The following is a 24,238-nucleotide window of genomic DNA, read 5'->3' as shown; positions in this document are numbered from 1 at the left end:
GACCATCACGGGTCGTCCAGCACCTCGCGGGCCCGCTCCTCCACGACGCCCGCCAGGGCCGACGCGACGAGGGCGACTGTGCGGTCCTCGTCGCGGGCGAGCCGGCGCAGGATCTCCAGGGGGGCGGTTCCCTCCAGCTCGACGAGCGCCTGGATCAGACGGATTCGGGTCGCGGGGCCGGCGGTGGGGTCGGCCAGCCGGTCGGCCAGGAGCGTGGTGATCCGGGTCGCGGAGGCGGGGTCCCGGGAGAGGATTCCCAGCGCCTCGGCCGCGTCCACGTCGTTGGTGCCGTCCACCACCATGCGGACGAGCGCGGGTACGGCCGCCGCCACTCCCTGTGTGCCGAGCGCGAGGGCGGCCTGTCCGCGGACGTGGGCGTCGGGGTCCTCCAGCCGGTCCGTGAGCACCGGGATCGCCTCCGGCACCTCCGCCATCCCCGCGATCGCCAGTACCGCGCGCCGCCGGACCTCCACGTCCCCGGAACGCGCTGCGGCCGCCAGCGCCGTCACGCCGTCGTCTCCGGTCCGGGCCAGGGCCCAGCGCAGCGCGCCCGCGACATGCGGGTCCGACTCGGTCAGCACGGCCCCGGCCAGTAGCTCCGCCGGCACCGGCACGCCCTCCGGCCGGGTGAGGACGGCCTGCTGTCTGCGGGCGGCACTGGAGGAGTCGAGTTCCCGCATGAGTTCGACGACGCGGAAGACGTCCTGCCAGCCCGCGGGGGCCGAGGCGTCGATCACCCGAAGCCGTTCGAGCAGCTCCCGCTCGCGCGCCAGGCGGTCCTCCGCCCACCGGATGAGGTCGCCGACCAGGGCGGACGGTGTGAACGCCGGGTCCTCCAGCGCGCGCCTGATCTGCTTGAGCGACAGCCCGAGGGAGCGCAGGCTCTCGACATGGAAGATCCTGCGGACGTCGTCGGCCGAGTACGCGCGATACCCGCCGACGGTCCGCCCGGTCGGCCGCACCAGCCCCAGGTCGTCGTAGTGCCGCAGCATCCGCGCACTCACCCCGGACCGCCGGGCCACCTCTCCGATGAGCAACGTACGCCCTCCTATGCCTGAGCCGCCCCGTGCTTCGGACCGAGCACGACCGTACGCCTCGCCTCCTCGACCGCCGCGTCGAAACCGGCCTCCGGGTCCCGCCGCAACAACTCGGTGGCCCGCGCGTGCGCCGCCACCCCGGGTTCGGGATGCCGGGCGGCCCGCTCCAGCGCGGGCCGGCTCTCCTCGCCGAGGTCGACCAGGGCCCGGCTCAGGCTCAACCGCACGTCCCGGTCACCGCGCCCGAGCTGCCGGACCAGCTCGTCGGCCAAGCCCCGCTCCTCCCCCTCGGGCACGAGCACGACGGCCGCACGCCACGCGGTCCGCGCGACCTCGTCGTCGTCACGCAGGAGGTCACGGGTGATCCAGCCCCATGTGCTCTTGTCGTCGATCTTGGAGAGCGTGTGCAACGCCTGGCTACGGGCCTGCCCGCACCAGGAGCCCAGCTCCTCGCGGAGCCGGGGCAGGGTGACGTCCGGGGGAAGACGCGTCAGGGCCCAGGACAGCATGTCCCGCACGAAGAAGTCGGGCTCGACGGCGCAGCGCTCGACGAGAGCGTCCAGGAAGACGGGATCGGCGCGCGAACCGACCGCCATGGCTGCCTGAAGCCGAACCGAAGTGTCTTCGGCACCCATGGCCTTGCCCAAACGAGTGTGCTGAGCGGTCATGTCGATGGGGACCACCTCCAGCACCCCAGTGGAAACCTTGCCACTGTGTCAGGGTCAAGTCGGGCGCGCTCCGGGCAGCGCACGGCTCGGCACACGCGGAGCTGGAGCCGCACGACGGCGGGGGGCGGCGCCCCGCTGGTCGCCGCCCCCGTGCCGGACCGTCCGGGTCAGACCCGGTCGGCCACGATGAGCAGGTACTGGAAGCTGCCGTTGCGGTAGGCGTCCAGGAAGGCGTCCTCGATCCCCGTGACCAGGTGGTCCGCCTCCTTGCGCAGTTCCCAGTAGGGGACGGTCGCCGCGGTGAGGTCCTCGACGTGGACCGGCACGAGGCGGTTGCGGGCCATCGCCTTGAAGTACTCCGAGCGCGGATGGATGTCGCAGATGTAGTGCGCGTTGATCAGCGACACCTCCCGCGAGGCCTGCCCGTAGGCGTTGTTGTAGCAGCCGGTGATCGTCACGTACCGTCCGCCGCGGCGCAGCAGCCGGGCGTGCTCGGCGAAGAGCAGGTCCAGCTCGACGTACATCGTGGACTCGTTGTTCCACGACGCCGCGTAGGCGCCCGTCTCGAAGCCGGTGTCGAGCATGTTGCGGTGGTGGTAGCGCACCGTGTCGTCGATGCCCCGGGCGCGGGCCTGCTCGTTGGCGAAGTCGCACTGCTTGGCGGAGATGGTGACGCCGTCGGCGTGGCAGCCGTAGCGCAGATGCGCCGTGACGCTGCCGCCGCCGCGCCCGCAGCCCGCGTCGAAGACCCGGTCGGCCGGGGAGAGCGGCCCGAGGTGCGCGGCGAGCAGCTCGGCCTGGGCGTGCTCCAGGCGGTGCAGTTCGGCGGTGATCCGCTCCCTGCGCCGGCCCGGGTCGGGCTCGTCCAGGACCGACCGGTCGGCGGCACCGATGCCGTAGTGGTGGTGGTAGAGGTCGTCCACCTTTCCGAGTTCGAGGTTGACCGGGTTCTCCTCGGCGTTCCAGTACTCCGCGACGCGGTGCTGGTACGTGGACTGCGTCGGCACGGCGACGGCCGGTGCGGTCGGGGCGGGGACGGTCGTCAAGGGTGACTCCTTGTGGCACGGGTGACGGTGTTCAGGGACAGCGGTGACGGTTGCCCGTGAGGGGCCGTCACCAGTAGTCCGGCAGGTGGTAGCGATGGGTGTTGGTGGCATGCCACTCGTGGTTGCCGGACACCCAGGCGGCGAGCCCCTGGAGGTAGCGCTCCACGAGGGGCGAGCCGGCGGAGAGGAGCGCGGACTCCTCCTCGAAGGCCGCCATGATCCGGTTGTGGATCTCGACGGACCTCAGATAGGCGGCCTTCAGTCCGCGCCGGTCGTTGGCCGCGACCACCTGCGGCAGGTTGAGGTGGTCGGGGTCGCTGGCCAGCTCCTTGGTGAAGGAGTACAGGTCGTTGACGATCGTCGTGGCGTTGCAGGCCAGGGCGGTGACCCGCTGGATCTCGGGACGGGCGTATACCTGCTCGGGCAGTTCGTAGCCGTCCACCGCGTCGACGATCGACAGACAGGGGCGGAAGTTGTTGAACTGCCGCATCACGAGGTACTCCCAGACCCGTGGCACGTACCGGGTCTCGGCCCAGGCGGCCTCCGCCAGATAGCCCATGTGCAGCCGGGCGATGTCGTGCACGAACCGGCCCGTCTGGCTGGGGGTGGCGAAGCCGGCGTAGTCGGCGAGGGCGAAGTGGTACGAGCGCAGGGGGCCGTCGGCCCGCATGCCCGCGCGCCACTCCTCCTCCAGTTCCGGGACGCCGTGGTAGGGGTCGATCGCCGACTGGGCCATGATCAGCCGGGCTCCGAGCCCGCGCCGCGCGCCGCCGCGCCCCTCGTCCTCCTCGCAGTAGCAGGAGTCGACGACGTTCTCCGCGAGCAGTAGCTTCCCCGCGACCGTCAGCCGTTCCAGGTCCAGGGCGCCCGGATGCTGGAGCGCGACGGCCCGCCCGAACTGGAAGCCCGAGAAGTCTCCCTGCCAGGCTTCGGGGAACAGGTCCAGGCCGCGTGCCCAGGTCTCCAGCCGGCGGTCGATCTCGGCCGCCTTGGCCGGGTCGGCGGGTGCGGCCGGGCGGTGGTGCAGTCCGGGGATCACCCCTGTGCGCCGCTCCCGGCGCAGGCTCCGGGCGATGTCGGGCGGGCCGGGCAGCGCGTAGGAGTCGGTGGATGTGCTCATGGCGTGCTCCAGACCGTCACTCGGCCGTCCGGCCGATCTGTACGTTCTCCAGGACTCCCGCCGCGTCGGGGACCAGGATGGCCAGCGAGTAGTAGGCCGTGACGAGGTAGTTGACGATCGCGGCGCGGTCGATCCCCATGAAGCGCACGTTCAGACCCGGCTGGTACTCCTCGGGGATGCCGGTCTGGTACAGGCCGATGACCCCTTGACTGGCCTCGCCGGTGCGCAGCGCGATGATGCTGCTGGTGTGGTCCTCGGTGACGGGGATCTTGCCGCACGGGAGGAGGGGCACACCGCGCCAGGCCGGCACCTCGCGCCCGTCGATGTTCGCGGTGCCCGGCACCAGGCCGCGCCGGTTGCACTGCCGGAAGAACGCCGCGATCGCCTTCGGATGCGCGAGGAACACCTTGGTGCTGCGGCGCATCGTCAGCAGCTCGTCCAGGTCGTCCGGCGTCGGCGCACCACTGTGGGTGCTGATCCGCTGGCCGTAGTCGATGTTGTGGAGCAGCCCGAACTCACGGTTGTTGACCAGCTCCCACTCCTGCCGTTCGCGGATCTCCTCCACGGTCAGCCGCAACTGCTCCGCGGTCTGGTCCATCGGCTCGTTGTAGAGGTCGGCGACGCGGGTGTGGACCCGCAGTACGGTCTGGGTGAGCGACAACTCGTATTCACGGGGCGCGAGTTCGTAGTCCACGAAGCCGCCTCGCAGCGTCTCCTCGCCCACGTGGCCCGCCTGAAGGGGTACTTCGGCCTCGCCCTTGCGGTTCATGGGCCTGGCCTGGCGCTCGGCGTACTCCCGCAGATGGGTGTCGAGGGACGGCACCCGGTCGGTCAGCTCCCGCACGGCCGCCCAGGGCAGCACCAGGACGACGCCGGCGGTCTCCGCCCGGACCGAGGCCGGCCACAGCGGTTCGGACTGCCCGACCGCCTCGTCCCCCAGCTGCCCGCCGTCGGTGACGACCCCGAGGATCTCCTCCTCCCCGTACCTGCCCGCCGTGTACCGCGTGAAGCGGCCGTGCACCACCAGGTACGCCTCGGTGACCGGCTGCCCGGCCTCGAACAGCACCTGCCCGGGCCGGACCTCCTGCGGCCGGAATCGGGAGGCCAGCTCCCGCAGTACGTCGAGGTCCGGGTAACCGCGCAGGACCGGCAGCTCGGTCAGCGTCTGCGGGACGACCCGGATGTCGTCCGCGCCGTTCTGCTCGAAGTGCACGCGCCCTCGGCCGGTGCGCAGTTGGAGGCGCCGGTTGACCCGGTAGGTACCGCCTCGCACGTCCACCCACGGCAGCGACCTCAGCAGCCACCGGGAGGAGATGCCCTGCATCTGCGGCCGCGACTTGGTGGTGGTGGCGAGCTGGCGGGCCGCCCGGGTGCCCAGGCTGGTGGCCGGCCTGTCGGCCGGGGGGCCGGGTTCGGGCCCGTCGACGGCGGAAGCGGTGGCGATGTCCGGTGTGGACACTGTCCTCCCATCACAGAGGTGAGCAGGTGGCGGCGAACGGCAGTGGCGGACGGTTGCGGACGGCGGCGCCGGAGAACGCTGCGGCGACGGTGAACGGATCGGCCGGTGGTGCTCCGGACACCTCCGGATACCGGTGTGCTGCGCCAAGCGAACCAGCGCGCGTGATCCACGGATACAGCGCGAAGGGGGCGGATTCGATCTTCGCGTTGCGCAAACCTGCTGATGGAAGCACTCGGGGGAGCGCTGGTGATCACGCGCCGGTCCTCCGCCTCGGAGCGCGCAGGGGGCATCCTGGCGGGGGACCTCCATCGGCAAGGGCGAGCGCGCGGGCTCGCCGGCGACACTGCGTCTGCTCCCTGCCGGCCCGAGCGTCACGACCCGCTGAGCCGGGTCAAGACTCGGTCCCCAACTGGTCCGCCGACAGCGGCCGGGGGCCGGTTGCGGATTTCTCCGTAACCGGCCCTCACCAGCGACTTCGTAAAGTCGGGACGACAGGATTTGAACCTGCACCCCCCCAGACCCCCAGACCCCCAGACCCCCAGTGAACGAAACACAGTCCAGGGGGGTCCGTGAGATCCAGGAAGGGCGGAAACGTCCAGGTCGGCGCCACAAATTCCAGGTTAGTCGGTTCAGTTCGTGAGACCTCTGTGAGACGACGCAGCCCCGGCTCGGTGAAGTTCACCGAGCCGGGGCTTCGCCGCGCCTTGGGGCGGTCAGTTCTGCTCGTGGTCTTCGGCCTCTCCGCCGACGGCGGGCGGCCCGGGTTCAGCAGGGGCGGTACTGATCCGCAGGCATCCGTCCGTACCGAACAGCTCGATCAACTGCGACAGATGGGCGCGCGCCACGCTGCGGCCGGGGGCCTCTCCCATGATCACCCGCGCCCCTTCAGGTCTGCCCACACGATCTTGCCCCAGCGCCGCTCGTCGGTGCCCCAGTCGGCGGCCAGCGCCGCCACGAGACGCAGACCACGCCCGCCCTCGTTGTTGTCGTCGGCTTCTTGCCGCACCGGCCGCGCCCGGGAGAGATCCGCGACGCCGACACGCACCCACGCGGCGTCGGGGCGGTCGATGACAACCCGGATGGACTCCCGCCTGGCGTGCTGCACGGCGTTGGCCACCAACTCGGAGACGATCAGCACCCCGTCCTCGACCAATGCCTCCAGCCCCCAGACGGCACACGCGGCACGAAGCAGGCGCCGCGCGGTGGCTGCGCTCTCGGGCTGCCTCGGCAGGGTCTCGCTGTACCCGGGGTGGCCGGTGTGGCGGGCCCGGGTTGTAGGTTGCGGCATGTCGGTCTGCTTCCTTCAGATCGGCCAGCCCCGGGGCCGGTCACACGGCCGCCGGGGCGCTGTCCGCTCATGCAAGCGACATGCCTGGAACGCTGACAGGGGCGCAACGTCCCACTTTCGCCACGCTATTCGCAGATCCCCAGGAACTCCGCCAAGGATCGCAGGCCGGGAGGGTGATTGGGGAGCGCCCACAGGTCGCGCACGATCGCCACGGCCAAGGTGTGGTGCTGCATCCACGTCGGCGCCACACGACGCAGGGACTCCAGGGTCTTCACCGCTCCGGCCGCATCCCCAGTGTCCGTGTGCGCTCGGGCCACGTCCAGCAGCAGCCAGGTACGCCACGACGGAGGCGTGTCCTTGCTGAGCCGCATTCCCTTTGCCATAGCCAGGGCGTCTTGCGGGTGCCCGTACTGCACTGCGAGCCGGACGCGTTCGATGCGGACCGACGACGGACTGAAGACGCTGACCATGCGGTTGTCTCCGCCGTCCGGCAACTTCGCGACGCGGGCGGCTTCCTTCTCGGCCGTCTCCATCATCGCGGCAGCGCGCTCGTAGTCGCCGCTGCGCGCGGCGGATGTGGCGGCGCTCATGGTCAGCGCACCCCATACCTTCAGGCCGTCGGCCGTATCCGTATGACCCGCGTTCGCCATGTCGTCGGCGGCCCGTAGGGCGATGCCCAACGCGTCTTCCAGACGGCCTTGCCGCTGGTACGTCCACGCTGTGGAGTTGACGATCATTGGCAGTAGCAGCGGATCGGAAGACTGTCCGGCAGCGTCTATGGCGCGTTCGAGGCTGATCAGAGCGAGGTCCGTCTTACCCATCCGAACGGCTACGTGCCCGGCGAGCTGAAGTGCCTTCCCCAGAGCGGCGAAACCGGTCTTGCGCGCGGCGTCGCTGCCGGATGCGGTGGCGGAGCGCGCATCCGAGATCAGGTCTGGCAGCGCCTTCATCACCGTGTCGAAATCGGCAGAGTGGTAGTGCGTCCAGCCGTCCGCGATCGCCTCACGCAGGCTGTTCATGGAGAAGTCGGGCCCAGGCGGCTCGGGCGCCGGTCCCCAGAGCGCGGGCATGATGGCACGGCGCACCGCCACGAAGCGGGGACCGTCGTTCTCCCCGGAAGTGGACACGGCAGGCGGGTCCCCGAGAAGCGTGGTCAACTCCACACCGAGACCATTCGCCAGGGCGTGCAGCGTGGGCAGACGCGCCGAATGCTTCCGTCCCTGTTCGAGCTGACGGATCACGTCAACGGATACGCCGGAGCGCTCGGCCAGCTCTTCTTGTGTGAGGGAGGCCAGACGGCGCAGGCGGCGCAGAGTCTTCCCCAGGTCTTCGTTTGCCACGCTGCCACGGTACGCCCGCCGTGCGCGGGACAGGGCGCTGATGATGCCACCGTTCGCGCGCTAAGCAGGGCCGTCCGCGTAGAGCCCTCGGAGATGGCGGCTCAGCCGGTCCTGAAGTGCATCGAGCGCCGCCCGTGCTGCCGCCGCATTCCGGTGCGGCTCCAGCCACTCCAGCACACTGGCGGCAAGCTCGCGGTCTTCAAGCCGGGCGATGTGGGCACGGAGATGCAGCGCGGATTCCGTAGCCGCTGTCCGGAACTGCTCACTCATCCTGGCCCCGGGCGGCAGCTGGTTGGCGGCCATGCTGCCTTCGAGCGCGTGCTGTATCTCCATGATCGCTTCCCGCTGGAGAGTCGCCCGCTCTGCGGCCAGACGGATCTTCGCTTCTTCCTGTGCGAGCAGCCGGTCACGCCGGAGGGTGCGTGAGTCGGACAACTTCTGCCCGACCAGCGTGCCGAGAATTCCCAGGACAACACCGACCAGTGGCGCGATCGTTTTCCACCATTCCATCGGGGGATGGTAACCAGGGCGCGCGACGTTGGACTGTGGATTGGTGGTAGCAGGCCGGCTGACCGTCTACACGACAGGAAACCGCAGCTCACACGGGCTGCGACTTCCTGGTATTCAGGCCGCCGGAAGTTCCGGCCGCCCCTCGGCGGCCATGCCCCGTAGGGGACCGGCCATCACCTCCGGTGCGAGGCGCACAAGCTGACGGCCACCACGGGCGTACGGAAGGTGCGGTGGTACGACGCGCGTCACGCCTGCCTGTCGTGGATGGCGAACAACGGAGTGCCGGACACGCTGGTCTCCGCTCGGGCCGGTCACTCGGATCTCGGATTCACGAAGCGGACCTACGTGCACCGCGACCCGCAGTCTCGGGCTCGGAGCAGCTGGCCGAACTGCTCGGCTGACCTTGATCAATAGCGTTTGGGAGAAATCGTGAGACGGCGCCTCTGGAAACGATCAAGAGAGGACCCGAAGGGCCTCTCCGTGCGATCCCCAACTGGTCCCCACTCGCGGTCATAGGTCCGCCGCCAGACGGCGACATGGGCCTGATATGCCAACTCGGTCGCCATGGTGATGGATCGGCAGATAGCCGCGCAGGCACGGCTCCCGGTGATCACCGAGTGCCGAATTCGCTGACCACCGCAGCGGAAGATCCGTGCCTGCCGGGCTGGGCCAACTCGCCGGATCTGCTCTGGGAGAGGGCGGTGACCAGAGCCTGGCTCAGTGGTTCTCTGCCCCTGCTTCCTTGTTGGCCTGTTGCTTCTCGGCGGTGACATAGCTGTTTCGGCCTGTGAAGCCGCCCCGGTGGACGGCGCCTCCGCCCGGGGTCGGCCTGCCCCGTCGGCCGGCAGTGGCGGGCGCCGCGGCGCGTAGCCTCGGGGCCAGTACCGCGCGCAGCGCCGGGGTCAGGCTGTGACGGATCTCGGACGGGGTGAGGGCGGCGGGGGTGGGGAGGGGGTTGAGGTAGCGGGTGTAGATGAGGCCGCCGAGGATCGTCACCACGGCCGTGGCGCGGGCGGTGGCGTCCCGGCCGCCGAGAAATTCAACAAGCCGGGCCAGCAGCTCGCGTTCCAGGTATTCGCGGATCACCTCGGTGGCTTCGTCGCCCTGGATGGTGAGCTGCTGGAAGTCGGCGTCCTCCCAGAGGTCGGTCACCGCGTCGATCAGGCGGTCGGGGAGGGTGGCCGGATCGCCGCCGAGGACCTCGTCCCTCGCCAGCGCATTGGCGCACTGGAACTGCATCACGTCCGCGAACAGGCCCTTTTTCGAGCCGAAGTGGTACACGATCAGCGCCGGGTCGACTCCGACGGCCCCCGCCACCGCACGCAGGGTGGTGCTCCGGTAGCCGTGCTCCAGGAACAGCGAACGGGCCGCCGAGACGATCGACTCACGGGTCGGCGGGTTGCCGCGGGGGCGGCCCCGGGTGCGGGCGGGGGCAGGGACGGCGTTATTCATCAGCGTTGAGCCTGCGTGGAGTGAGCAGCACAGTCAAGGGCGTTCCCGCCACCACACGAAGGGATGACCCGACACCGTGCGTATCGCAGTCTTCGGCGCCAACGGACCGACCGGCCGCCGCCTCATCGAACAGGCCCTGGCCGCCGGCCACGAGGTCGTCGCCGTGACCCGCAGACCCGGCTCCCTGTCCGCGCGGGCCGGCCTTTCCGTGGCCGTCGCCGACGCCACCGACCCGGCGGCTGTCGACGCCGCGATCGACGGCACGGACGCCGTCCTCTCCGCGCTGGGCGCGCGCTTCAGCAAGGGGACCGTCACCACGTACTCCGCGAGCGCCACCGTCATCACCGGGGCCATGGCCCGCCACGGCATCAAGCGGCTGCTCGCCGTCAGCTCCAGCATCGCCGACCCGAACTGGCGCCCTACCGGCGCGCATTTCTTCAACCATGTGCTCGACCCACTGGTGAACCGACGTCTCGGCCGTACCCTCCACGAGGACATGCGTCGTATGGAGGCCGTGATCCGTCGGACGGGCCTCGACTGGACCTTGGTCCGGCCTTCGGGCCTGTTCGAGCACCCCGTCGTCACGGACTACCACACCGCCGAGACCAGCGCCGACGGCGTCTTCACCGCCCGTGCCGACCTCGCCGCGAGCATGCTGCGCGAAATGACGGAGCGGCGGTACGTCCGTACGGCCATGGGCGTCGTCACCACGGCCGTGAAGCCGAACATCGCCAAGCTGATCTGGAACGAGGGCGTGAAGAAGAAGTGAGCCGCCCCACGTTCCAACTTTCGCCCGGCGCACGAGCGTTCCTCACTCTCCCGCACACGGCCACCCTCACCACCCTCCGTCCCGACGGCACTCCGCACGTCACCCCCGTCCGCTTCACCTTCGACGCGGCCGCCGGCCTGGTCCGGGTGACCACCCGGGCGGGGGCCCGCAAGACCCGGAACGTGGAGGCGGCCGGGCCGGCGGCCCGTGCAGCGCTCTGCCAGGCGGACGGCTTCCGCTGGATCACGCTCGAGGGCCGGCCCGCCGTCACCCACGCCCCAGCTCACCTGGCCGAGGCGGTCCGCCGCTATACCGTCCGCTACCGCGCGGAGCCGCCCGCCCCGCGGGACCTGGTCGTCGTCGAGATCGCCGTCGACCGCGTCCTGGACCTCAACCTCTGAATCACCGGTATCGAAAGCGGAGTGACACCGCCATGCCCACCCTCCCCGTCCTCGATTCCACCCTCCAGTACCGCGAGTCCGGCGACCCGGACGGGCTGCCCTTCGTCTTCCTTCACGGCAACCCCACCTCCTCCCACCTGTGGCGGAACGTCCTGCCTGGGGTGGCCGCGCCCGGCCGCCGCCTTCTGGCCCCCGACCTCATCGGCATGGGTGACTCCGGCAAGCCCGACCTCGCCTACGCCTTCGACGACCACGCCCGTTACCTCGACGCGTGGTTCGACGCCCTCGGCCTCACCGACGCCGTCCTCGTCGGCCATGACTGGGGCGGCGCGCTCGCCTTCGACCGCGCCGCCCGCCTCCCGGGCACCGTCCGCGGCCTCGCCTTCACGGAGACCATCATCAAGCCGCTGGTCGGTGACGAATTCCCGGAAGCCGGGCGGAAGTTGTTTGCTCTCCTGCGCACCCCCGGGGTGGGCGAGGAGATGATCCTGGAGAAGTCGCTGTTCATCGAGGGGCTCCCGGACACACTCGCCACCCCGCTCGACCCTGCCGACATGGAGGTCTACCGCCACCCCTTCCCGACCCCGCACAGCCGCCGCCCGGTACTGGCGTGGACGCGCATGATGCCGCTGGACGCCGAGCCCGCCGACGTCGTGGCCCGCATCGAGCGGTACGACGCCTGGCTGGCCGCCAGCCCCGAGGTCCCCAAACTGCTCGCCGCGTTCGAGCCGGGACCGGGCTCGATGACCGACCAGCGGACCGTGGCCTGGTGCGAGGAGAACATCGCGTGCCTGGAGGTCTCCCGCCACGGCCTGGCCGGCCACCACTCCTCGGAGGACCGCCCCGAGGAGCTGGCCTCGGCGATCAACGACTGGGCCGACCGTCACGGGGTGGCACGCCCGTAGGCGTCCTCGATCACGGCGGTGCGGATCCGTGCCGCCCGCGACCGCCTGCCCGACCCCGGCAACCCGCTACGTGCGCCACAACCCCTTCGGTGTGCACCAGCGGTGGACGCTGGCACGGATCAAGACTCTGATCGGCCGGCTGTTCCGTGTCTCCTACACGGTCGAGGGCACCTGGCGGCTGCTGAAGCGGCACGGTTGGAGCTGGCAGCAGCCTGCGGGCGGGCGGTCGAGCGCGATGATGCGGCTGTGGAGGTGTGGAAGAAGGAGACCTGGCCGCGGGTAAGACCATCGCGGCTGAGCGCGAGGCTTGGCTGGTCTTCGAAGACGAGGCCGGGCAGTCGCTGACTCCGCCGCGAGCGAGGACCTGGGGGCGTCGGGGCTGCACGCCGGTCGTGAAGGTGCGCGGCCGGGGGTCCTGGCGCAAAGACCAGCCGAAGGGCTTCGGCTGGCGCGACCTCCGGGACTTGATCATCCGGGCCCGCATCCAGCTCGGTGGGCCAAGTGTGCTGATCTGGGACAACGTCCGGCTGCACCTGACGAAACCCCTACGCGAGCTCATCGAAGCGAACTCCGAGTGGCTCACGGTGTTCCAGTTGCCTGCCTATGCCCCATGATCTCAATCCCACCGAAGGGATCTGGTCACTGGTCAAGCGCGACATCGGCAACCTCGCCGCGGCCAACCTCGCGGAGATCACCCGGGCGGTGAAGCGCCGACTGAAGACGCTCCAGTACCGGCTGACGGTGGCTGACGGCCGTCGGGGCGCCACTGGGTTGAGCTTCCAGGAGTGCCTTGCTCAGTCCGCGGCCTCGTCCTGCGACGTCGTCGTCACGCGGAAGGCCATGCAGCTCAACGCTCCAGATGTCCACCACCGGCTCGGGGGCGTCCTCCTCGTCCGAGAAGCCTTCGACGTAGAAGCCGAAGAACTCCAGCAGCGCTCGCTCGCCCAGCTCCAGCGGATGGAACGGCAGCGGGTATGGCTCCTCGTCCTCGAAGGGCGGAAAGGGCTCCACCGGGTGCCGGCCCTCCCAGTACGGCAGCTCGAACGGGAGCCGTTCGCCGATGTCCTCGATGACGCCACTGTCCGGGGACAGGCTCAGTGAGCGTACGAGTTTGCCGTCGTCCCAGACTGCGAAGGCCAGCCAGTCGACGACGCTGTGCATAGCGTGGAGATAGAGGCGTCGGCCCCGGCTGGCCGCGACCAGGTGCTGCGGAAGTTCCGAGGGCCGGTCGGGCATGACCTCCTGGTCGCAGACCAGGTCAAGGCCCGACGCCGACAGCGCACAGACGGTCCCCTCGGGCGGGTAGAGCGCGTCCGCCAGTTCCTAAGCCTCTTCGTCGTCCGCGTCTACGCGGTGACCGGGGCGAACCCGAGCAACCAGTGCCATAGCCCCGTCGATCTCACTCGTTGATACGTCTTGGAGCAGGTTGGCAATCGCATCGTCTGCATAGGCCAGCACTGCGGTCTTCGCTCCCATGCTCCCCGTCCTCGGTCTGTGTGAAGTCCTGTCGGGAGGTTACCGATCACCTCCAACAGACGACGAGCAATCCACCCGATGCCCCGGCCGACATCACGAGTTCAAGCTCAGTAGCCGCGGAATCGGTCCACCGCCGCCCGGTCCACTCATGCCATAAGGGCGCTACTCGTCATTCACTCGTCGTATAGAAAGCGTTCAATGAAGCCCCCTGCGCCGTGAGGGTGCTATCACGCCAAGCTGAATGGACGCCGCGATCATTGCGAGTGGGCGACCAGGTAAAGAGCGGCGAGGAGGCCTTCGAACCCCGCGCGTTTCGGTCTTGTTTTCCACGTCCCATTGATCCCCAGGCCGCATTGATCAAGCATCACGGAGTCCATTCTTCACTCCGGCACATCAGGTGATCATCATGCGCGCACACGCGCGAAGATTTGTCATAGCTGTCCTGGCCCTGGCCTTATTGGCAGCGGCAGGTGTCACCCCGTCCTGGGCTGCGCTCCCGGATCGTCCCCTCTCTCGGTCCTCGACGACTGTGCCTCAGCCCAGGGCTCGTACCGCTGGAGACATACCCACGCCTCCCAAGGCCATGACACTGGCCGAACGACGCAAACAGATCACCAGAGACCGGCTAGGCACATCGGCCGCCAGTGACTACATGAAGGCACCGGGCAGGAAGCCGACCGGCAAGCCAGTCCGACCCAATGGCCACGAGGCCACACGCGGTCCCGCCGCTCAGTCACCCAGTGCCGTTCGTCCCGGCGTAGCGGCCGCGCCGGAGAACCCGACCTGGGTGTCGTCCTGGGCAACGGCCTCTCCGGGTCTGCTGTCCATCGGCGGGCATGTGAAGCTGCCCAAGCGTGGCTCGACCTACAGCGGGATGTGGTTCTACGTCCTGGACGAGGCGGGCAACTTCGTCATCCAGCAGGAGATCAAGAAGTCGACGGGCGACCCCGTCGGCGACACGTCGCCTACCGGGGTGTGGTGCTACGACTGGTGGTCGAGCAACTCCTACCCCACCGACGAGTGCTTCTGGTGGGCCAGCAACGCTCTGGGCGGCCCTCTCCAGGACGGCAAGAAGTACTACGCGTGGATCTTCCTGAACAGCTCTGACGGATCATCCAGCCCGCAGGGAACGACCTCCCCGCTGGTGGAAGCCTTCTAAAAAATGCGCCTGGCTGGACTCGCTGAAAAGCTTTCGCAAAAAGCCGGCCGAGACGTTCACTTCATGGTCTACGATTCCATAGAAAGCGCAGTCGGTCGCGCGCCGAGCATGATCGTACCTAGAAAGTAACGGAGAAGAGCCGTGGGGCATCGCTACTATCTGTTCGGTTCTGGCCAAATGGGGCTACGAGAGACATGCGATGCCCTGTCGCTTTCCTTGGAAGTCTCCTTTGAAGCCCGTCAGAGCGACTTTAAGGGGGGTAGGTACTACATCGCGCGGGCCTCAGGGTTCGAGAAGATCACCGTCGAAGCCAACTGGCGAGACGACGAGGGTTACCTCGCTGAACCCGACTTCCCGGACTGTTCGACACTCGTGTATGTCACCTCTCCGGCCGATCACACGTTATCGAAGCTGGAAAGTTCGGAATACCTCGAACTCCTGAGCGCCGAATGCCTCGATTGATTGACAGGGCGATGGCCGGCGACAGGCTCACAGCTCGCGACGGAAGGTTGGCAATTCCTCCGCTCAATGATTGCCATACCGACTTCGGCCCGTCAGGGTGATGGTGGTGGGAGGCCGACTGAGGGGCCCGTTCTTATAGGGAACCCATTGAAGAGGTCGCGGCCCAACGCGGGCTTCGGGGCGGCCGTCCCTCTGCGTCAGTACCTCGCGGCGGCGACCGGCGTCTGCGCGTCGGTCCTCGTGGCCGCCTCCCACGACGAGTACCGCGACGGGGGAGACGTGGTCATCCTCGCGGCGTCCACCGCCGCGTGGATCGGCGAGATCTCCGGCTGCCGCGTCGGAGGCGTCGACGCCGCCCAGTGGATCTGGACCGTGCGCCGTCAGACCACACCCGGTCACCAAGCTCGGCTACGAACATCTGGACGTCCGCAAGATCACGGCGGCCGGGGCGGCGCTCTCCGCCCACTTCAGCGCGCTGCGCGCACCACGCGCGCTGCCGGGCCCCGTCGTCATGACCCGTTGACACGGTCAAGGATGTCGGACCTCCAGTTGGTCCCCAACCGGTCCCCAAAAAGGATCAGGGGCCGATTTCGGATTTCTCCGAAACCAGCCCCTGATCTGCGACTGTCTCCAGTCGGGACGACAGGATTTGAACCTGCGACCCCTTGACCCCCAGTCAAGTGCGCTACCAAGCTGCGCCACGTCCCGAGGTGATCCGGCGGAGTGTTCCGCGTGATCACGCAGGTCAACCCTACCGCACCCGCACCGGTGCCCGGTCACTTGATGAGGGCGTTGGCGATGACCACGACAAAGCCGAGGAGGGCGTCGGCGAGGCCGATGAGGAGGGCGGAGGGCCAGCGGCGGGAGGCCCAGCGGGCGGTGAGGACGCCGAGGGTGAAGAGGATGCCGATGTTCAGGTAGAGGGCGGGGTACTCCACCTCCCCGGGCGGCCACCACCCCCACCCCGCCCCGGCCAGCAGGAACACGGTCGGCAGGACGGCCGCGACGAGCGGCCACTCGTCGCGGAGGGCGCGCAGCACCTCGCCCCGGCGCCGGGGGCCGCGTTCGGCGATGTGGTGGGCGTATCCGTGGGCGAAGGCGGAGGCGAACGCGGTGACCAGCACCCACAGCGCGTCGTAGCGCCGGCTGGCAGCCGAGCTGTGCCCGTGCTGGGTGAGCGCGGCGACCAGAGAGCTGGCCAGGACGGCGCCGTACACCCCGCCGAACAGGACGGACTCGCGGGTGTCGCGCCGCGGCCGTGGTGCGCCGGTCTCGGCCGTCGGGTCAGCAGCCATGCCTCCCACGATCACCCGCTCCCCGCTCCCCCGCACGCCGGTGTGCACCGGTCGGGGCCACGCACCGGGGTTGACACCCGGTATTTGTCCGCACAAAGGTGGGCCCGGCAGATGTGGGTCCGGTCCCGGGAAGGGCTGTCATCGTGGATGCGCTGGGTGTCGCCGTAGTCGGTTTCGGCTGGATGGGCCGGGTGCACACCCGGGCGTACGCCCGCCTCCCGCACCACTACCCCCGCCTCCCCCTGCGCCCCGAGCTGGTGACGGTCGCGGAGGAGGTGCCGGGTCTCGCGCAGGAGGCGGCCGCGCAGTACGGCTTCGCCACCGCCACCCGCGACTGGCGCGAGGTCGCCGCCGACCCCCGCGTGCGCGCCGTCAGCGTCACGGCGCCCAACTTCCTGCACCGCGAGATCGGCGTCACGATGGCGGAGGCGGGCAAGCACCTCTGGATCGAGAAGCCGGTCGGGCTGAGCGGCGCGGACGCCCGCGCGGTCGCGGACGCGGTCGCCGCGGCCGGTGTCCAGGCCGCGGTCGGGTTCAACTACCGCAACGCGCCCGCCGTGGAGTCCGCCCGCGAGCTGATCGCCTCCGGCGGGCTCGGCCGGATCACCCACGCCCGCGTCCGGCTGCTCAGCGACTACGCCGCGCACCCTGACGGCGCCCTGACCTGGCGGTACGAGCGGAGTCGGGGCGGCAGCGGAGTGCTGGGCGACCTGGCCTCGCACGGGGCCGACCTCGCGTACTTCCTGCTCGGGGACATCGCGTCGCTGGCCGCCGACACGGCGGTGTTCGTCCCGGAGCGCTCGCGGCCCACCGGCGCGACCGCCGGGCACACCCTCGCGGCGGGGGGCGAGCGGGGCCCGGTGGAGAACGAGGACTACGTGAGCTGTCTGCTGCGCTTCGCCTCGGGCGCCCGTGGCGTGCTGGAGGCGTGCCGGGTGTCGGTCGGCGAGCAGAACAACTACGGCTTCGAGGTGCACGGCACCGAGGGCGCGGTGTCCTGGGACTTCCGCCGGATGAACGAACTCCGCGTCGGCCGGGGCGGGTCGTACCAGGACCAGCCGGTGAGCACGGTGTACGTCGGCCCGGGCGACGGCGAGTTCGCCGCGTTCCAGCCCGGCGCGGCCAACGCGATGGGGTACGACGACCTCAAGGTCGTCGAGGCGTACCGCTTCCTCCGCTCGGTCGCGGAGGACAAGCCGTACGGCGCCACGCTCGCGGACGCGGTGCGCGCGGCCGGTGTGCTGGACGCGATGGCGGTGTCCGCCGAGAGCCGGGGGTGGGTCGACCTGCCGGTGAGCTGAAGCGCGGCCCCTGTCCCAGCACACGCGAGGAGCACTCGAGCACATGCGTATCGGAATTCTCGGCCTCGGCCGCATCGGCGCCTTCCACGCCGAGACCCTGTCCGCGCTGGACGCCGTCACCTCCCTCGTCGTCGCCGACCCGGTCGCGGGCGCGGCGAAGGCGGCCGCCGAACGGTACGGGGCCCAGGTCGCGGACTCCCCCGAGGCGCTGCTCGCGGCCGGGGTGGACGGCCTGGTGATCGCGGCGGCCACCGACGCCCACCCGGCGCTGATCCGGGCCGGGGTCGCGGCGGGGGTGCCGGTGTTCTGCGAGAAGCCGGTGGCCCGCACCATCGCGGAGGGGGTGGCGGTGCTGGACGCCGTGCGGGAGAGCGGGGTGCCGATCCAGATCGGCTTCAACCGCCGTTTCGACGCCGGCTTCATGGCCGCCCGTGCCGCCGTCCGCTCCGGCGAGCTGGGCACACTGCACACGGTGCGCTCCACCACGCTGGACCCGGCGCCGCCGCCCGCCGCGTACGTCGCCGCGTCCGGCGGCATCTTCCGCGACTGCTCCGTGCACGACTTCGACATGATCCGCTGGGTGACCGGCCGCGAGGTGACCGAGGTGTACGCGGTGGGCGGCAACCGGGGGGCCGCGTACATCGGCGAGGCGGGTGACGCCGACACCACGAGCGCGGTCCTCACACTCGACGACGGCACGCTCGCGGTGGTCTCCAACTCCCGCCACAACGCGCGGGGTCACGACGTGCGGATGGAGCTGCTCGGGTTCGCGGACTCCCTCGCGGTGGGTCTGGACGACCGGCTGCCGCTCCGCTCGGCGGAGCCCGGCGTCACCTTCCCCTCGGGCACCCCGCACGACTTCTTCATGGACCGCTTCACCGACGCCTACCGCGCCGAACTCACCGCCTTCACCGAGGTGGTGGCCGGCACCCGGCCCTCCCCCTGCACGGTCGAGGAGGCGCTGGAGGCGGGCTGGATCGCGGAGGCGTGCACGCTTTCGCTGCGCGAGCACCGGCCGGTGACCCTGGCGGAGGTCCGCGCCGGCTGAGCGGCTCAGCGGTCGACGGGCCGTACCCGGTCCAGCCCGGACTCCCGCATGATCCGCGTCACCGTGTCCGCCAGGGCGCTGGTCGCGTCGACGACGCTCTCCAGTCCGCCGGGGAGCAGGTCGCGTTCCCGGTACCAGTCGCGCAGGTGATCGTCGGTGACCTGGGACAACAGGGCCGCGTCGCCCTTCGTGGCGTGCCGGGCGAAGGTCTCGGTCAGCGGGACGTCCAGGTAGTAGCAGCGGGACACGCCCCGGTGGTCGCGTACGAGGTCCGCCAGCATGGTGCCGTAGCGGTCGGCGTACATGATGCCCTCGACGACCGTGTGGAACCCGGCGTCCAGCGCGTAGCGGGCCGTCACGCCGATCAGGCCGATGTTGGCGGCGCCGGGGCGGTCGTGCTCGCGGAGTACGTCGCGGCGGAGGGTGTCCTGGCCGACGATGGCGAGGTTGCGGCCGAACCGCTCGCGGAGCCCGGCCGCGATCGAGGACTTGCCCGAGGCGCTGTTGCCCCGGACCACGACGAGGCGGGTCTCCTCGGTGCCGACGCTCGTCGATGGCATGCCCTCAGTCTGCCCCGGCGGCGGGTACGCGACGCACTCGTCCGCCCGTAGGCCGACATCACGGCAGCTCCGCCACGTCCACCCCTCGCACCTGCGCCAACTCGTGTTTGAGCGCGTCGAGTTCCGCGCCGCCCGCCATGTGGTCGGTGAGGTCCTCCAGTGTGATGTCCCCCCGTGCCGCGCTGAGTTCGAGCGTGCCGAGGCGCAGGACGCTGAAGTGGTCGCCGACCAGGTAGGCGTGGTGGGGGTTGTGGGTGATGAAGATGACGCCGAGACCTCGGTCGCGGGCGGCGGCGATGTACTTGAGGACCACCCCGGACTGCTTGACGCCGAGCGCGGCGGTCGGCTCGTCCAGGATCAGCACGCGGGCGCCGAAGTGGACGGCGCGCGCGATGGCCACGCACTGCCGCTGACCGCCGGAGAGGGTGCCGATGGGCTGTTCCAGGTCGTCCAGGGCGATGCCCATCTCCCGGAGTTCGCGGTCGGCGGTCTCCTTCATCCGGGCGATGTCCAGCCGGCGCAACGGCCACGGCCCCTTGGTGAGTTCGGAGCCGAGGAAGAAGTTCCGCCAGACCGGCATCAGCGGGATGGTGGCGAGGTCCTGGTAGACGGCGGCGATGCCCTTGGCGAGGGCGTCGCGCGGACTGTCGAAGCGCACCGGCTCGCCGTCCACCAGGAACTCGCCCTCGGTGTGCCGGTGCAGGCCCGAAATGATCTTGATCAGGGTGGACTTGCCCGCGCCGTTGTCGCCGAGCACACAGGTGACCCGGCCCGCGTGCACGGTCAGGTCGACGCCGTGCAGGGCGCGTACGTTCCCGTACGACTTGCCCGCGTCACGCAACTCCACCAGCGGGTCGGTGCTTTGGTCGGTCATCTCACTCACCTCCGGGTCGCCGTGCGCTGGACCCACAGATTGATCAGGACGGCGCCGAGCAGCATCACGCCGAGGAACGCCTTGAACCAGTCGGGGTTCCAGCCCGCGAAGACGATGCCCTGGTTGACCATGCCGAACATGAAGGCGCCGAAGACGGGCCCGATCGCGGAGCCCGAGCCGCCGGTGAGCAGGCAGCCACCGATCACCGCGGCCGCGATGTAGATCAGTTCCTGGCCCACGCCCTCGCCGGACTGCACGGTGTTGAACGCGAACAGGTTGTGCATCCCGACGAACCACGCACCGAAGCTCACCAGCATGAACAGCGTGATCTTGGTGAAGTCGACCCGGACACCGACCGCGCGGGCACTCTCCTTGCTGCCGCCGACGGCGAAGATCCAGTTGCCGTATCTGGTGCGCAGCAGCACCCAGGTGGCGAGCGCGGCGAAGGCCAGCCAGTAGAAGACCGTGATCTTCACCTGGACGCCCCCGATGTCGACCGAGGACGCGAAGACCGCCTTGGCCTCGCCGAAGCCGTCCATGTCGCTGATGTCGTCGGTGGCGACATTGCCGGTGACCAGTTTGGTGACGGCGAGGTTGACGCCCTGGAGGATCAGGAAGGTGCCGAGGGTGACCAGGAAGCTGGGCAGCCCGGTGCGCACCACCATCCAGCCGTTGAACGCGCCGACGGCCAGGCAGAGGACGAGGGAGACGAGGACGCCGGTCCACACGTTCACCGTCAGCTGGTAGCTGAGCATGCTCGCGGTGAGCGCGGAGGTGATGACGGCGACACCGGAGGACAGGTCGAACTCCCCGCCGATCATCAGCAGGGCGACCGGCAGCGCCATCAGCCCGATGGTGGAGCACTGGTACAGCACGGTGGCCATGGAGTCGCCCTGGCGCAGCGAGGGCGCCGCGACGAGAAAGAAGACCATGACGGCCAACGCGCCGAGGAACACGCCCACTTCGGGCCGGGCCAGCAGACGCAGCGCGAGCGGGCGCCCGGGGCTCGGCGGAGGGCCGGACACCTGTGGCGGACCGGAGGCCGGCGCCGTCTGCTCGGCGGTACTCATCAGCGGGTGCCCTTCGCCGCGAACTCGGCGACCCGGTCCACGTTGGACTTGTCCACGAAGGCCGGACCGGTGAGCACCGGCTGCTCGCCGCCGCCGCTGTAGTTGCCGTTGTTCTTGTACAGCCACAGCGAGTCCACAGCCAAGTAGCCCTGGAGGTAGGGCTGCTGGTCGACGGCGAACTCGATGGTGCCCTTCTTGACGGCGCCGGTGAGGTTCTTGTCGAGGTCGAAGGTGGCGACCTTGGCCTTGCCGCCCGCGTCGGCGACGGACTGCACGGCGGTCAGCGCGAAGGGGGCGCCGAGGGTGACGACATGGTCGAGGGAGCTGTCCTGCTTCAGCTTGGCGGTGATGGTGGACTGCACGGAGGGCCGGTCGGTGCCGTTGACGTACAGCGTCTCGGTCTTGCCGGAGAAGGTCTTCTTCACCCCGTCGCAGCGCTGGGTGAGACCGACGTTGCCCTGCTCGTGGATCACACAGACGATCCTCTTGGCGCCGACCTCGTTCAGCTTCTTGCCGAGCGCCTCGCCCGCGACACTCTCGTCCTGCCCGAAGAACTGGAGCAGTCCGAGCTTCTTCCAGTCGCTGAGCCCGGAGTTGAGGCCGACCACGGGTATCTTCGCCAGGTTCGCCTTGGCGATGACGTCCTTCATCGCGCCGGGCTTGGCCAGGGTGAGCGCGATGCCGTCCACTTTCTGGTCGACGGCGTTCTGCACCAGGTTGGCCTGGACGCCCGCACTGGGGTCGTGGGAGTAGATCAGCTTGATGTTGTCCTTGGCGGCGGCGGCCTCGGCGCCCTTGCGGACGATGTCCCAGAAGGTGTCGCCGGGCGCCTGGTGGGTGACCAGGGCGACCGTCATCCGGGGAGTGGCGGCCTTGCCGGCCGGTGCGCCCGACCCGCCCTCGGCCGCCTTCTTCCCGCCGGAGTCGCTGGAGCAGCCGGCGAGGGTGAGGGCCGCGGCGACGGCCACCGCGGCGACGGGGGCCAGTCGGCGCGAGCGCGAGCGAGAAGAGCGGTCCATCTGTCCTGCACCTCACTGTGCTGGGGAGGGTGAGCGCTGTTGCGTCGGGACGGGATACAAGTCCCTGCCGGGCCCGGTGTCAATGGTTTGTCCAGACATGACGGCCGGGGCCGGTCCGGGCGTCGGCACAAAGGGGTATTTCCCCGGTCAGCCGGTGAGAGCGGCGAGTTCACCGGGGACACGGGCCGCCGGTGCCGGTCCGGCCGCGGCCACTTCGGACGCCTGCGCTCGGCCTGGTGCGGGTGGCGGGTACGCCGAGGCCCGGCGGCCCCCTTCGAGGGAGTGGCCGCCGGGCCTGGGGTGGATCAGCCTTCGGCGCGGCGCCGCCGTCCGGCCATCACGGCGTAGACCAGGATGCCCACGAAGAGGAACAGCACCCCCTGGTAGACCGCCGCGTATCCCGCGCCCGCGACCAGCCAGATGGAGAAGCCCGCGGCGACGGCGGCGATCACCGCGTCGCGCACCAGCCGCCGGCCGTCGACCTCGTCACGGCGGCCGGAGGCGAGGTGGTGGAGCTGCGCGGCCGTGGCCAGCAGGTACGGCACGGTCGCGGTGAAGGTGGTGACCAGCACCAGGACCTCGAAGACGTGGGCCGAGCCCGCCATGAAGTTGTAGACGGTCAGCAGCGAGGAGAGGACGACCGTCACGCCGACGCCCACGGTCGGCACCCCGCGCCGGCGCCGGGTGAAGGCGGCCGGGAAGAGCCCGTCGCGCGCGGCGGCGTACGGGGTCTGGGCGCTGAGCAGGGTCCAGCCGTTGAGGCAGCCGGTCATGGAGACCAGCGCGGCCAGCGCCACGGCCCAGCCGCCCCAGGTGCCGCCGAACATGGCGTTCACGGCGTCGGAGAAGGGCGCGGTCGACTTGACCAGGCTGTCGTGGGCGACGGTGCCGAAGACGGAGACCGTGCCGAGCAGGTAGACGAGCGCGGCGCCCGCGGTGCCGATCACGGTGGCCCGGCCGACGTTGCGACGGGCGTCGCGGACCTCGCCCGCGCTGACGGCGGCGGACTCCACGCCGAGGTAGGAGTACAGCAGCAGGGCGGCGGACGCGGAGACCGCGCCGATCGGGCTGCCCCCGCCCGCGTTGAACGGGCCCAGCTTGTCCGGGTCGAAGAAGAACAGCCCGCCGACCGCCACGAGCAGCAGCGGTACGAACTTCAGCACCGTGGAGACAAGCTGCACCGCGCCCACCCAGCGGGTGCCGGCGAAGTTGGCGAGGGCGGGGAGCCACTGGATGACCAGGGCCGCGAGGCACGCGGTCCAGCGGTGGTGGCTGACCGGGACCAGTACGTCGAGGTAGCCCACGGCGGCGACGGCGAGCGCGGCGTTGGACACCCAGGTGGTGATCCAGTAGGCCCAGGCCGCGAGGAAACCGGCGAAGTCACCGAACGCCTCGCGTGCGTAGACGTACGGCCCGCCGGTGCGCGGGTCGCGCTGGGCGAGCCGGCCGAAGACCAGGGCGAGCGTGATGGCGCCGACCGTGAGGATGCCGAGGGCGACCAGGCTGACCGTGCCGTAGGGGGCGACGGAGGCGGGGAGCAGGAAGATGCCTCCGCCGATGATGTTGCCCATGACCAGGGCGGTCGCGACGGGCAGCCCGAAGCGGCGGGCGTGCTTGGTCGCGCTGCCGCCCGGTTCCTCGGCCGGGGCGCCGAGCGGGCCCGTCGCCGGAGCCGGCGGCGGAGCGGTCCCGGTGACCTGCATGGGGGGTTCACCTCTCGCGGAACTGGCCGTGACCGGCACAGAGGGGGGACGGGCGGTGACCTGGCTCACGAGAAAAGGCCAGGTGAACGGCCTTCCCGGGGCACCGGGCCAGACCCAATGGTCGGTGATGCCCCGAGTCGCCGCCAAATCACCGCTTCTTGTCCCGTCCCGTCCCTGCGATCACGAAAAAACCGCGCTTACGGGGGCTTGACACCGACAGATGTTCACCCATACCGGTGACCCCCGCAGCCCGCAGCAGGCCTGCCCCGACCCCCT

26 protein-coding genes, 1 tRNA gene and 1 pseudogene are annotated in these 24,238 nt (G+C 70.2%); 9 read left to right on the top strand and 19 right to left on the bottom strand.

The window, feature by feature from the left end; all coding sequences use genetic code 11:
* Positions 1-5: 5 nt before the first annotated feature.
* From EV284_RS01135 to EV284_RS01085, 11 genes are all read right to left on the bottom strand, one after another.
* Complete coding sequence (locus EV284_RS01135; RefSeq protein ID WP_130329352.1) at positions 6-1,037, bottom strand: MerR family transcriptional regulator; 1,032 nt, start codon at positions 1,035-1,037, stop codon at positions 6-8.
* 11 nt (positions 1,038-1,048) lie between these two features.
* Positions 1,049-1,705: a HEAT repeat domain-containing protein gene (locus tag EV284_RS01130; RefSeq protein WP_130329350.1), complete on the bottom strand. Its 657-nt coding sequence runs from the start codon at positions 1,703-1,705 to the stop codon at positions 1,049-1,051.
* 167 nt (positions 1,706-1,872) lie between these two features.
* Complete coding sequence (locus tag EV284_RS01125) at positions 1,873-2,751, bottom strand: geranyl diphosphate 2-C-methyltransferase (RefSeq protein WP_242625487.1); 879 nt, start codon at positions 2,749-2,751, stop codon at positions 1,873-1,875.
* A gap of 67 nt (positions 2,752-2,818) precedes the next feature.
* Positions 2,819-3,871: a family 2 encapsulin nanocompartment cargo protein terpene cyclase gene (locus EV284_RS01120; protein WP_130329346.1), complete on the bottom strand. Its 1,053-nt coding sequence runs from the start codon at positions 3,869-3,871 to the stop codon at positions 2,819-2,821.
* A 16-nt stretch (positions 3,872-3,887) separates the two neighbouring features.
* Positions 3,888-5,330: a family 2B encapsulin nanocompartment shell protein gene (locus EV284_RS01115; protein ID WP_130329344.1), complete on the bottom strand. Its 1,443-nt coding sequence runs from the start codon at positions 5,328-5,330 to the stop codon at positions 3,888-3,890.
* 10 nt (positions 5,331-5,340) lie between these two features.
* Entirely contained in the window at positions 5,341-5,544 is a 204-nt protein-coding gene (locus tag EV284_RS01110; RefSeq protein ID WP_130329342.1) for a hypothetical protein, read from the bottom strand.
* A 499-nt stretch (positions 5,545-6,043) separates the two neighbouring features.
* Positions 6,044-6,199, bottom strand: coding sequence for a hypothetical protein (locus tag EV284_RS32540; RefSeq protein ID WP_165425422.1), 156 nt, complete (start codon positions 6,197-6,199; stop codon positions 6,044-6,046).
* Positions 6,200-6,201: 2 nt separating this feature from the next.
* Positions 6,202-6,618 carry an ATP-binding protein gene (locus EV284_RS01105; RefSeq protein ID WP_130329340.1) on the bottom strand — a complete coding sequence of 139 codons (417 nt, stop codon included), beginning with the start codon at positions 6,616-6,618 and terminating at the stop codon, positions 6,202-6,204.
* A 125-nt stretch (positions 6,619-6,743) separates the two neighbouring features.
* Positions 6,744-7,958 carry a helix-turn-helix domain-containing protein gene (locus tag EV284_RS01100; RefSeq protein ID WP_130329338.1) on the bottom strand — a complete coding sequence of 405 codons (1,215 nt, stop codon included), beginning with the start codon at positions 7,956-7,958 and terminating at the stop codon, positions 6,744-6,746.
* A gap of 60 nt (positions 7,959-8,018) precedes the next feature.
* On the bottom strand, positions 8,019-8,468 hold the full coding sequence (locus EV284_RS01095) for a hypothetical protein (protein ID WP_130329336.1): 450 nt from the start codon (positions 8,466-8,468) through the stop codon (positions 8,019-8,021).
* Between the two features lie 717 nt (positions 8,469-9,185).
* Positions 9,186-9,920 carry a TetR/AcrR family transcriptional regulator gene (locus EV284_RS01085; RefSeq protein WP_130329335.1) on the bottom strand — a complete coding sequence of 245 codons (735 nt, stop codon included), beginning with the start codon at positions 9,918-9,920 and terminating at the stop codon, positions 9,186-9,188.
* Between the two features lie 76 nt (positions 9,921-9,996).
* Between EV284_RS01085 and EV284_RS01080 the strand changes: the two genes are divergently transcribed.
* From EV284_RS01080 to EV284_RS33635, 5 genes and pseudogenes are all read left to right on the top strand, one after another.
* Positions 9,997-10,689, top strand: a complete 693-nt coding sequence (locus EV284_RS01080; protein WP_130329333.1) for an NAD(P)H-binding protein — start codon at positions 9,997-9,999, stop codon at positions 10,687-10,689.
* Positions 10,686-11,090 carry a pyridoxamine 5'-phosphate oxidase family protein gene (locus EV284_RS01075; RefSeq protein WP_130329331.1) on the top strand — a complete coding sequence of 135 codons (405 nt, stop codon included), beginning with the start codon at positions 10,686-10,688 and terminating at the stop codon, positions 11,088-11,090. The genes EV284_RS01080 and EV284_RS01075 overlap by 4 nt, the downstream gene beginning before the upstream one ends.
* Positions 11,087-11,995: a haloalkane dehalogenase gene (locus EV284_RS01070; protein WP_278045809.1), complete on the top strand. Its 909-nt coding sequence runs from the start codon at positions 11,087-11,089 to the stop codon at positions 11,993-11,995. Before EV284_RS01075 ends, EV284_RS01070 begins: the two co-directional genes overlap by 4 nt.
* 97 nt (positions 11,996-12,092) lie before the next feature.
* Positions 12,093-12,340 (top strand): annotated as a pseudogene (locus EV284_RS01065) (winged helix-turn-helix domain-containing protein); the annotation flags it as partial.
* Entirely contained in the window at positions 12,250-12,609 is a 360-nt protein-coding gene (locus tag EV284_RS33635; protein ID WP_347402162.1) for a hypothetical protein, read from the top strand. The pseudogene EV284_RS01065 and the gene EV284_RS33635, both read left to right, overlap by 91 nt.
* Before the next feature lie 25 nt (positions 12,610-12,634).
* Here the strand turns inward: EV284_RS33635 and EV284_RS33630 are convergent, their stop codons facing one another.
* Positions 12,635-13,231 (bottom strand): hypothetical protein, encoded by a 597-nt coding sequence (locus tag EV284_RS33630; RefSeq protein WP_165425412.1) that lies wholly within the window; start codon positions 13,229-13,231, stop codon positions 12,635-12,637.
* A 1,027-nt stretch (positions 13,232-14,258) separates the two neighbouring features.
* Here EV284_RS33630 and EV284_RS32900 point away from each other — a divergent pair.
* Together EV284_RS32900 and EV284_RS01050 are read left to right on the top strand one after the other, a co-directional pair.
* Entirely contained in the window at positions 14,259-14,630 is a 372-nt protein-coding gene (locus tag EV284_RS32900; protein WP_207228882.1) for a hypothetical protein, read from the top strand.
* 141 nt (positions 14,631-14,771) lie between these two features.
* Positions 14,772-15,092, top strand: a complete 321-nt coding sequence (locus EV284_RS01050; RefSeq protein WP_130329327.1) for a hypothetical protein — start codon at positions 14,772-14,774, stop codon at positions 15,090-15,092.
* Positions 15,093-15,726: 634 nt separating this feature from the next.
* Here the strand turns inward: EV284_RS01050 and EV284_RS01040 are convergent.
* Positions 15,727-15,800, bottom strand: a tRNA-Pro gene (locus EV284_RS01040).
* 68 nt (positions 15,801-15,868) lie between these two features.
* Positions 15,869-16,387: a hypothetical protein gene (locus tag EV284_RS01035; RefSeq protein WP_130329325.1), complete on the bottom strand. Its 519-nt coding sequence runs from the start codon at positions 16,385-16,387 to the stop codon at positions 15,869-15,871.
* Between the two features lie 140 nt (positions 16,388-16,527).
* Here EV284_RS01035 and EV284_RS01030 point away from each other — a divergent pair, with 140 nt between their 5' ends.
* Positions 16,528-17,688 carry a Gfo/Idh/MocA family oxidoreductase gene (locus EV284_RS01030; RefSeq protein WP_130330933.1) on the top strand — a complete coding sequence of 387 codons (1,161 nt, stop codon included), beginning with the start codon at positions 16,528-16,530 and terminating at the stop codon, positions 17,686-17,688.
* 43 nt (positions 17,689-17,731) lie between these two features.
* Positions 17,732-18,736: a Gfo/Idh/MocA family oxidoreductase gene (locus EV284_RS01025; RefSeq protein WP_130329324.1), complete on the top strand. Its 1,005-nt coding sequence runs from the start codon at positions 17,732-17,734 to the stop codon at positions 18,734-18,736.
* A gap of 5 nt (positions 18,737-18,741) precedes the next feature.
* Here the strand turns inward: EV284_RS01025 and EV284_RS01020 are convergent, their stop codons facing one another.
* The 5 genes from EV284_RS01020 to EV284_RS01000 form a co-directional block, all read right to left on the bottom strand.
* Complete coding sequence (locus tag EV284_RS01020; protein ID WP_130329322.1) at positions 18,742-19,296, bottom strand: AAA family ATPase; 555 nt, start codon at positions 19,294-19,296, stop codon at positions 18,742-18,744.
* Between the two features lie 58 nt (positions 19,297-19,354).
* Positions 19,355-20,170, bottom strand: a complete 816-nt coding sequence (locus EV284_RS01015) for an ATP-binding cassette domain-containing protein (protein WP_242625486.1) — start codon at positions 20,168-20,170, stop codon at positions 19,355-19,357.
* Positions 20,171-20,175: 5 nt separating this feature from the next.
* Complete coding sequence (locus tag EV284_RS01010; RefSeq protein WP_130329317.1) at positions 20,176-21,240, bottom strand: ABC transporter permease; 1,065 nt, start codon at positions 21,238-21,240, stop codon at positions 20,176-20,178.
* The gene (locus tag EV284_RS01005; protein ID WP_130329315.1) at positions 21,240-22,259 is read right to left on the bottom strand and encodes a sugar ABC transporter substrate-binding protein; all 1,020 of its coding nucleotides are present in this window, start codon (positions 22,257-22,259) and stop codon (positions 21,240-21,242) included. Before EV284_RS01005 ends, EV284_RS01010 begins: the two co-directional genes overlap by 1 nt.
* A gap of 305 nt (positions 22,260-22,564) precedes the next feature.
* Positions 22,565-23,962: an amino acid permease gene (locus EV284_RS01000; protein WP_130329313.1), complete on the bottom strand. Its 1,398-nt coding sequence runs from the start codon at positions 23,960-23,962 to the stop codon at positions 22,565-22,567.
* Positions 23,963-24,238 lie beyond the last annotated feature (276 nt).

It is taken from the genome of Streptomyces sp. BK022 (genome assembly GCF_004217355.1).
Taxonomy (GTDB): domain Bacteria; phylum Actinomycetota; class Actinomycetes; order Streptomycetales; family Streptomycetaceae; genus Streptomyces; species Streptomyces griseoluteus.
The sequence above is the reverse complement of the archived record's forward strand: the minus strand, read 5'-3'. Positions and strand labels throughout refer to the sequence as shown.

Bases quoted from the DNA above. Each gene is read 5' to 3' on its own strand.
- EV284_RS01000 (WP_130329313.1), bottom strand. From the start codon at position 23,962: ATGCAGGTCACCGGGACCGCTCCGCCGCCGGCTCCGGCGACGGGCCCG.
- EV284_RS01095 (WP_130329336.1), bottom strand. From the start codon at position 8,468: ATGGAATGGTGGAAAACGATCGCGCCACTGGTCGGTGTTGTCCTGGGA.
- EV284_RS32540 (WP_165425422.1), bottom strand. From the start codon at position 6,199: ATGGGAGAGGCCCCCGGCCGCAGCGTGGCGCGCGCCCATCTGTCGCAG.
- EV284_RS01130 (WP_130329350.1), bottom strand. From the start codon at position 1,705: ATGACCGCTCAGCACACTCGTTTGGGCAAGGCCATGGGTGCCGAAGAC.
- EV284_RS01020 (WP_130329322.1), bottom strand. From the start codon at position 19,296: ATGCCATCGACGAGCGTCGGCACCGAGGAGACCCGCCTCGTCGTGGTC.
- EV284_RS01005 (WP_130329315.1), bottom strand. From the start codon at position 22,259: ATGGACCGCTCTTCTCGCTCGCGCTCGCGCCGACTGGCCCCCGTCGCC.
- EV284_RS01035 (WP_130329325.1), bottom strand. From the start codon at position 16,387: ATGGCTGCTGACCCGACGGCCGAGACCGGCGCACCACGGCCGCGGCGC.
- EV284_RS01010 (WP_130329317.1), bottom strand. From the start codon at position 21,240: ATGAGTACCGCCGAGCAGACGGCGCCGGCCTCCGGTCCGCCACAGGTG.
- EV284_RS01105 (WP_130329340.1), bottom strand. From the start codon at position 6,618: ATGCCGCAACCTACAACCCGGGCCCGCCACACCGGCCACCCCGGGTAC.
- EV284_RS01085 (WP_130329335.1), bottom strand. From the start codon at position 9,920: ATGAATAACGCCGTCCCTGCCCCCGCCCGCACCCGGGGCCGCCCCCGC.
- EV284_RS33630 (WP_165425412.1), bottom strand. From the start codon at position 13,231: ATGCCCGACCGGCCCTCGGAACTTCCGCAGCACCTGGTCGCGGCCAGC.
- EV284_RS01025 (WP_130329324.1), top strand. From the start codon at position 17,732: ATGCGTATCGGAATTCTCGGCCTCGGCCGCATCGGCGCCTTCCACGCC.
- EV284_RS01120 (WP_130329346.1), bottom strand. From the start codon at position 3,871: ATGAGCACATCCACCGACTCCTACGCGCTGCCCGGCCCGCCCGACATC.
- EV284_RS01015 (WP_242625486.1), bottom strand. From the start codon at position 20,170: ATGACCGACCAAAGCACCGACCCGCTGGTGGAGTTGCGTGACGCGGGC.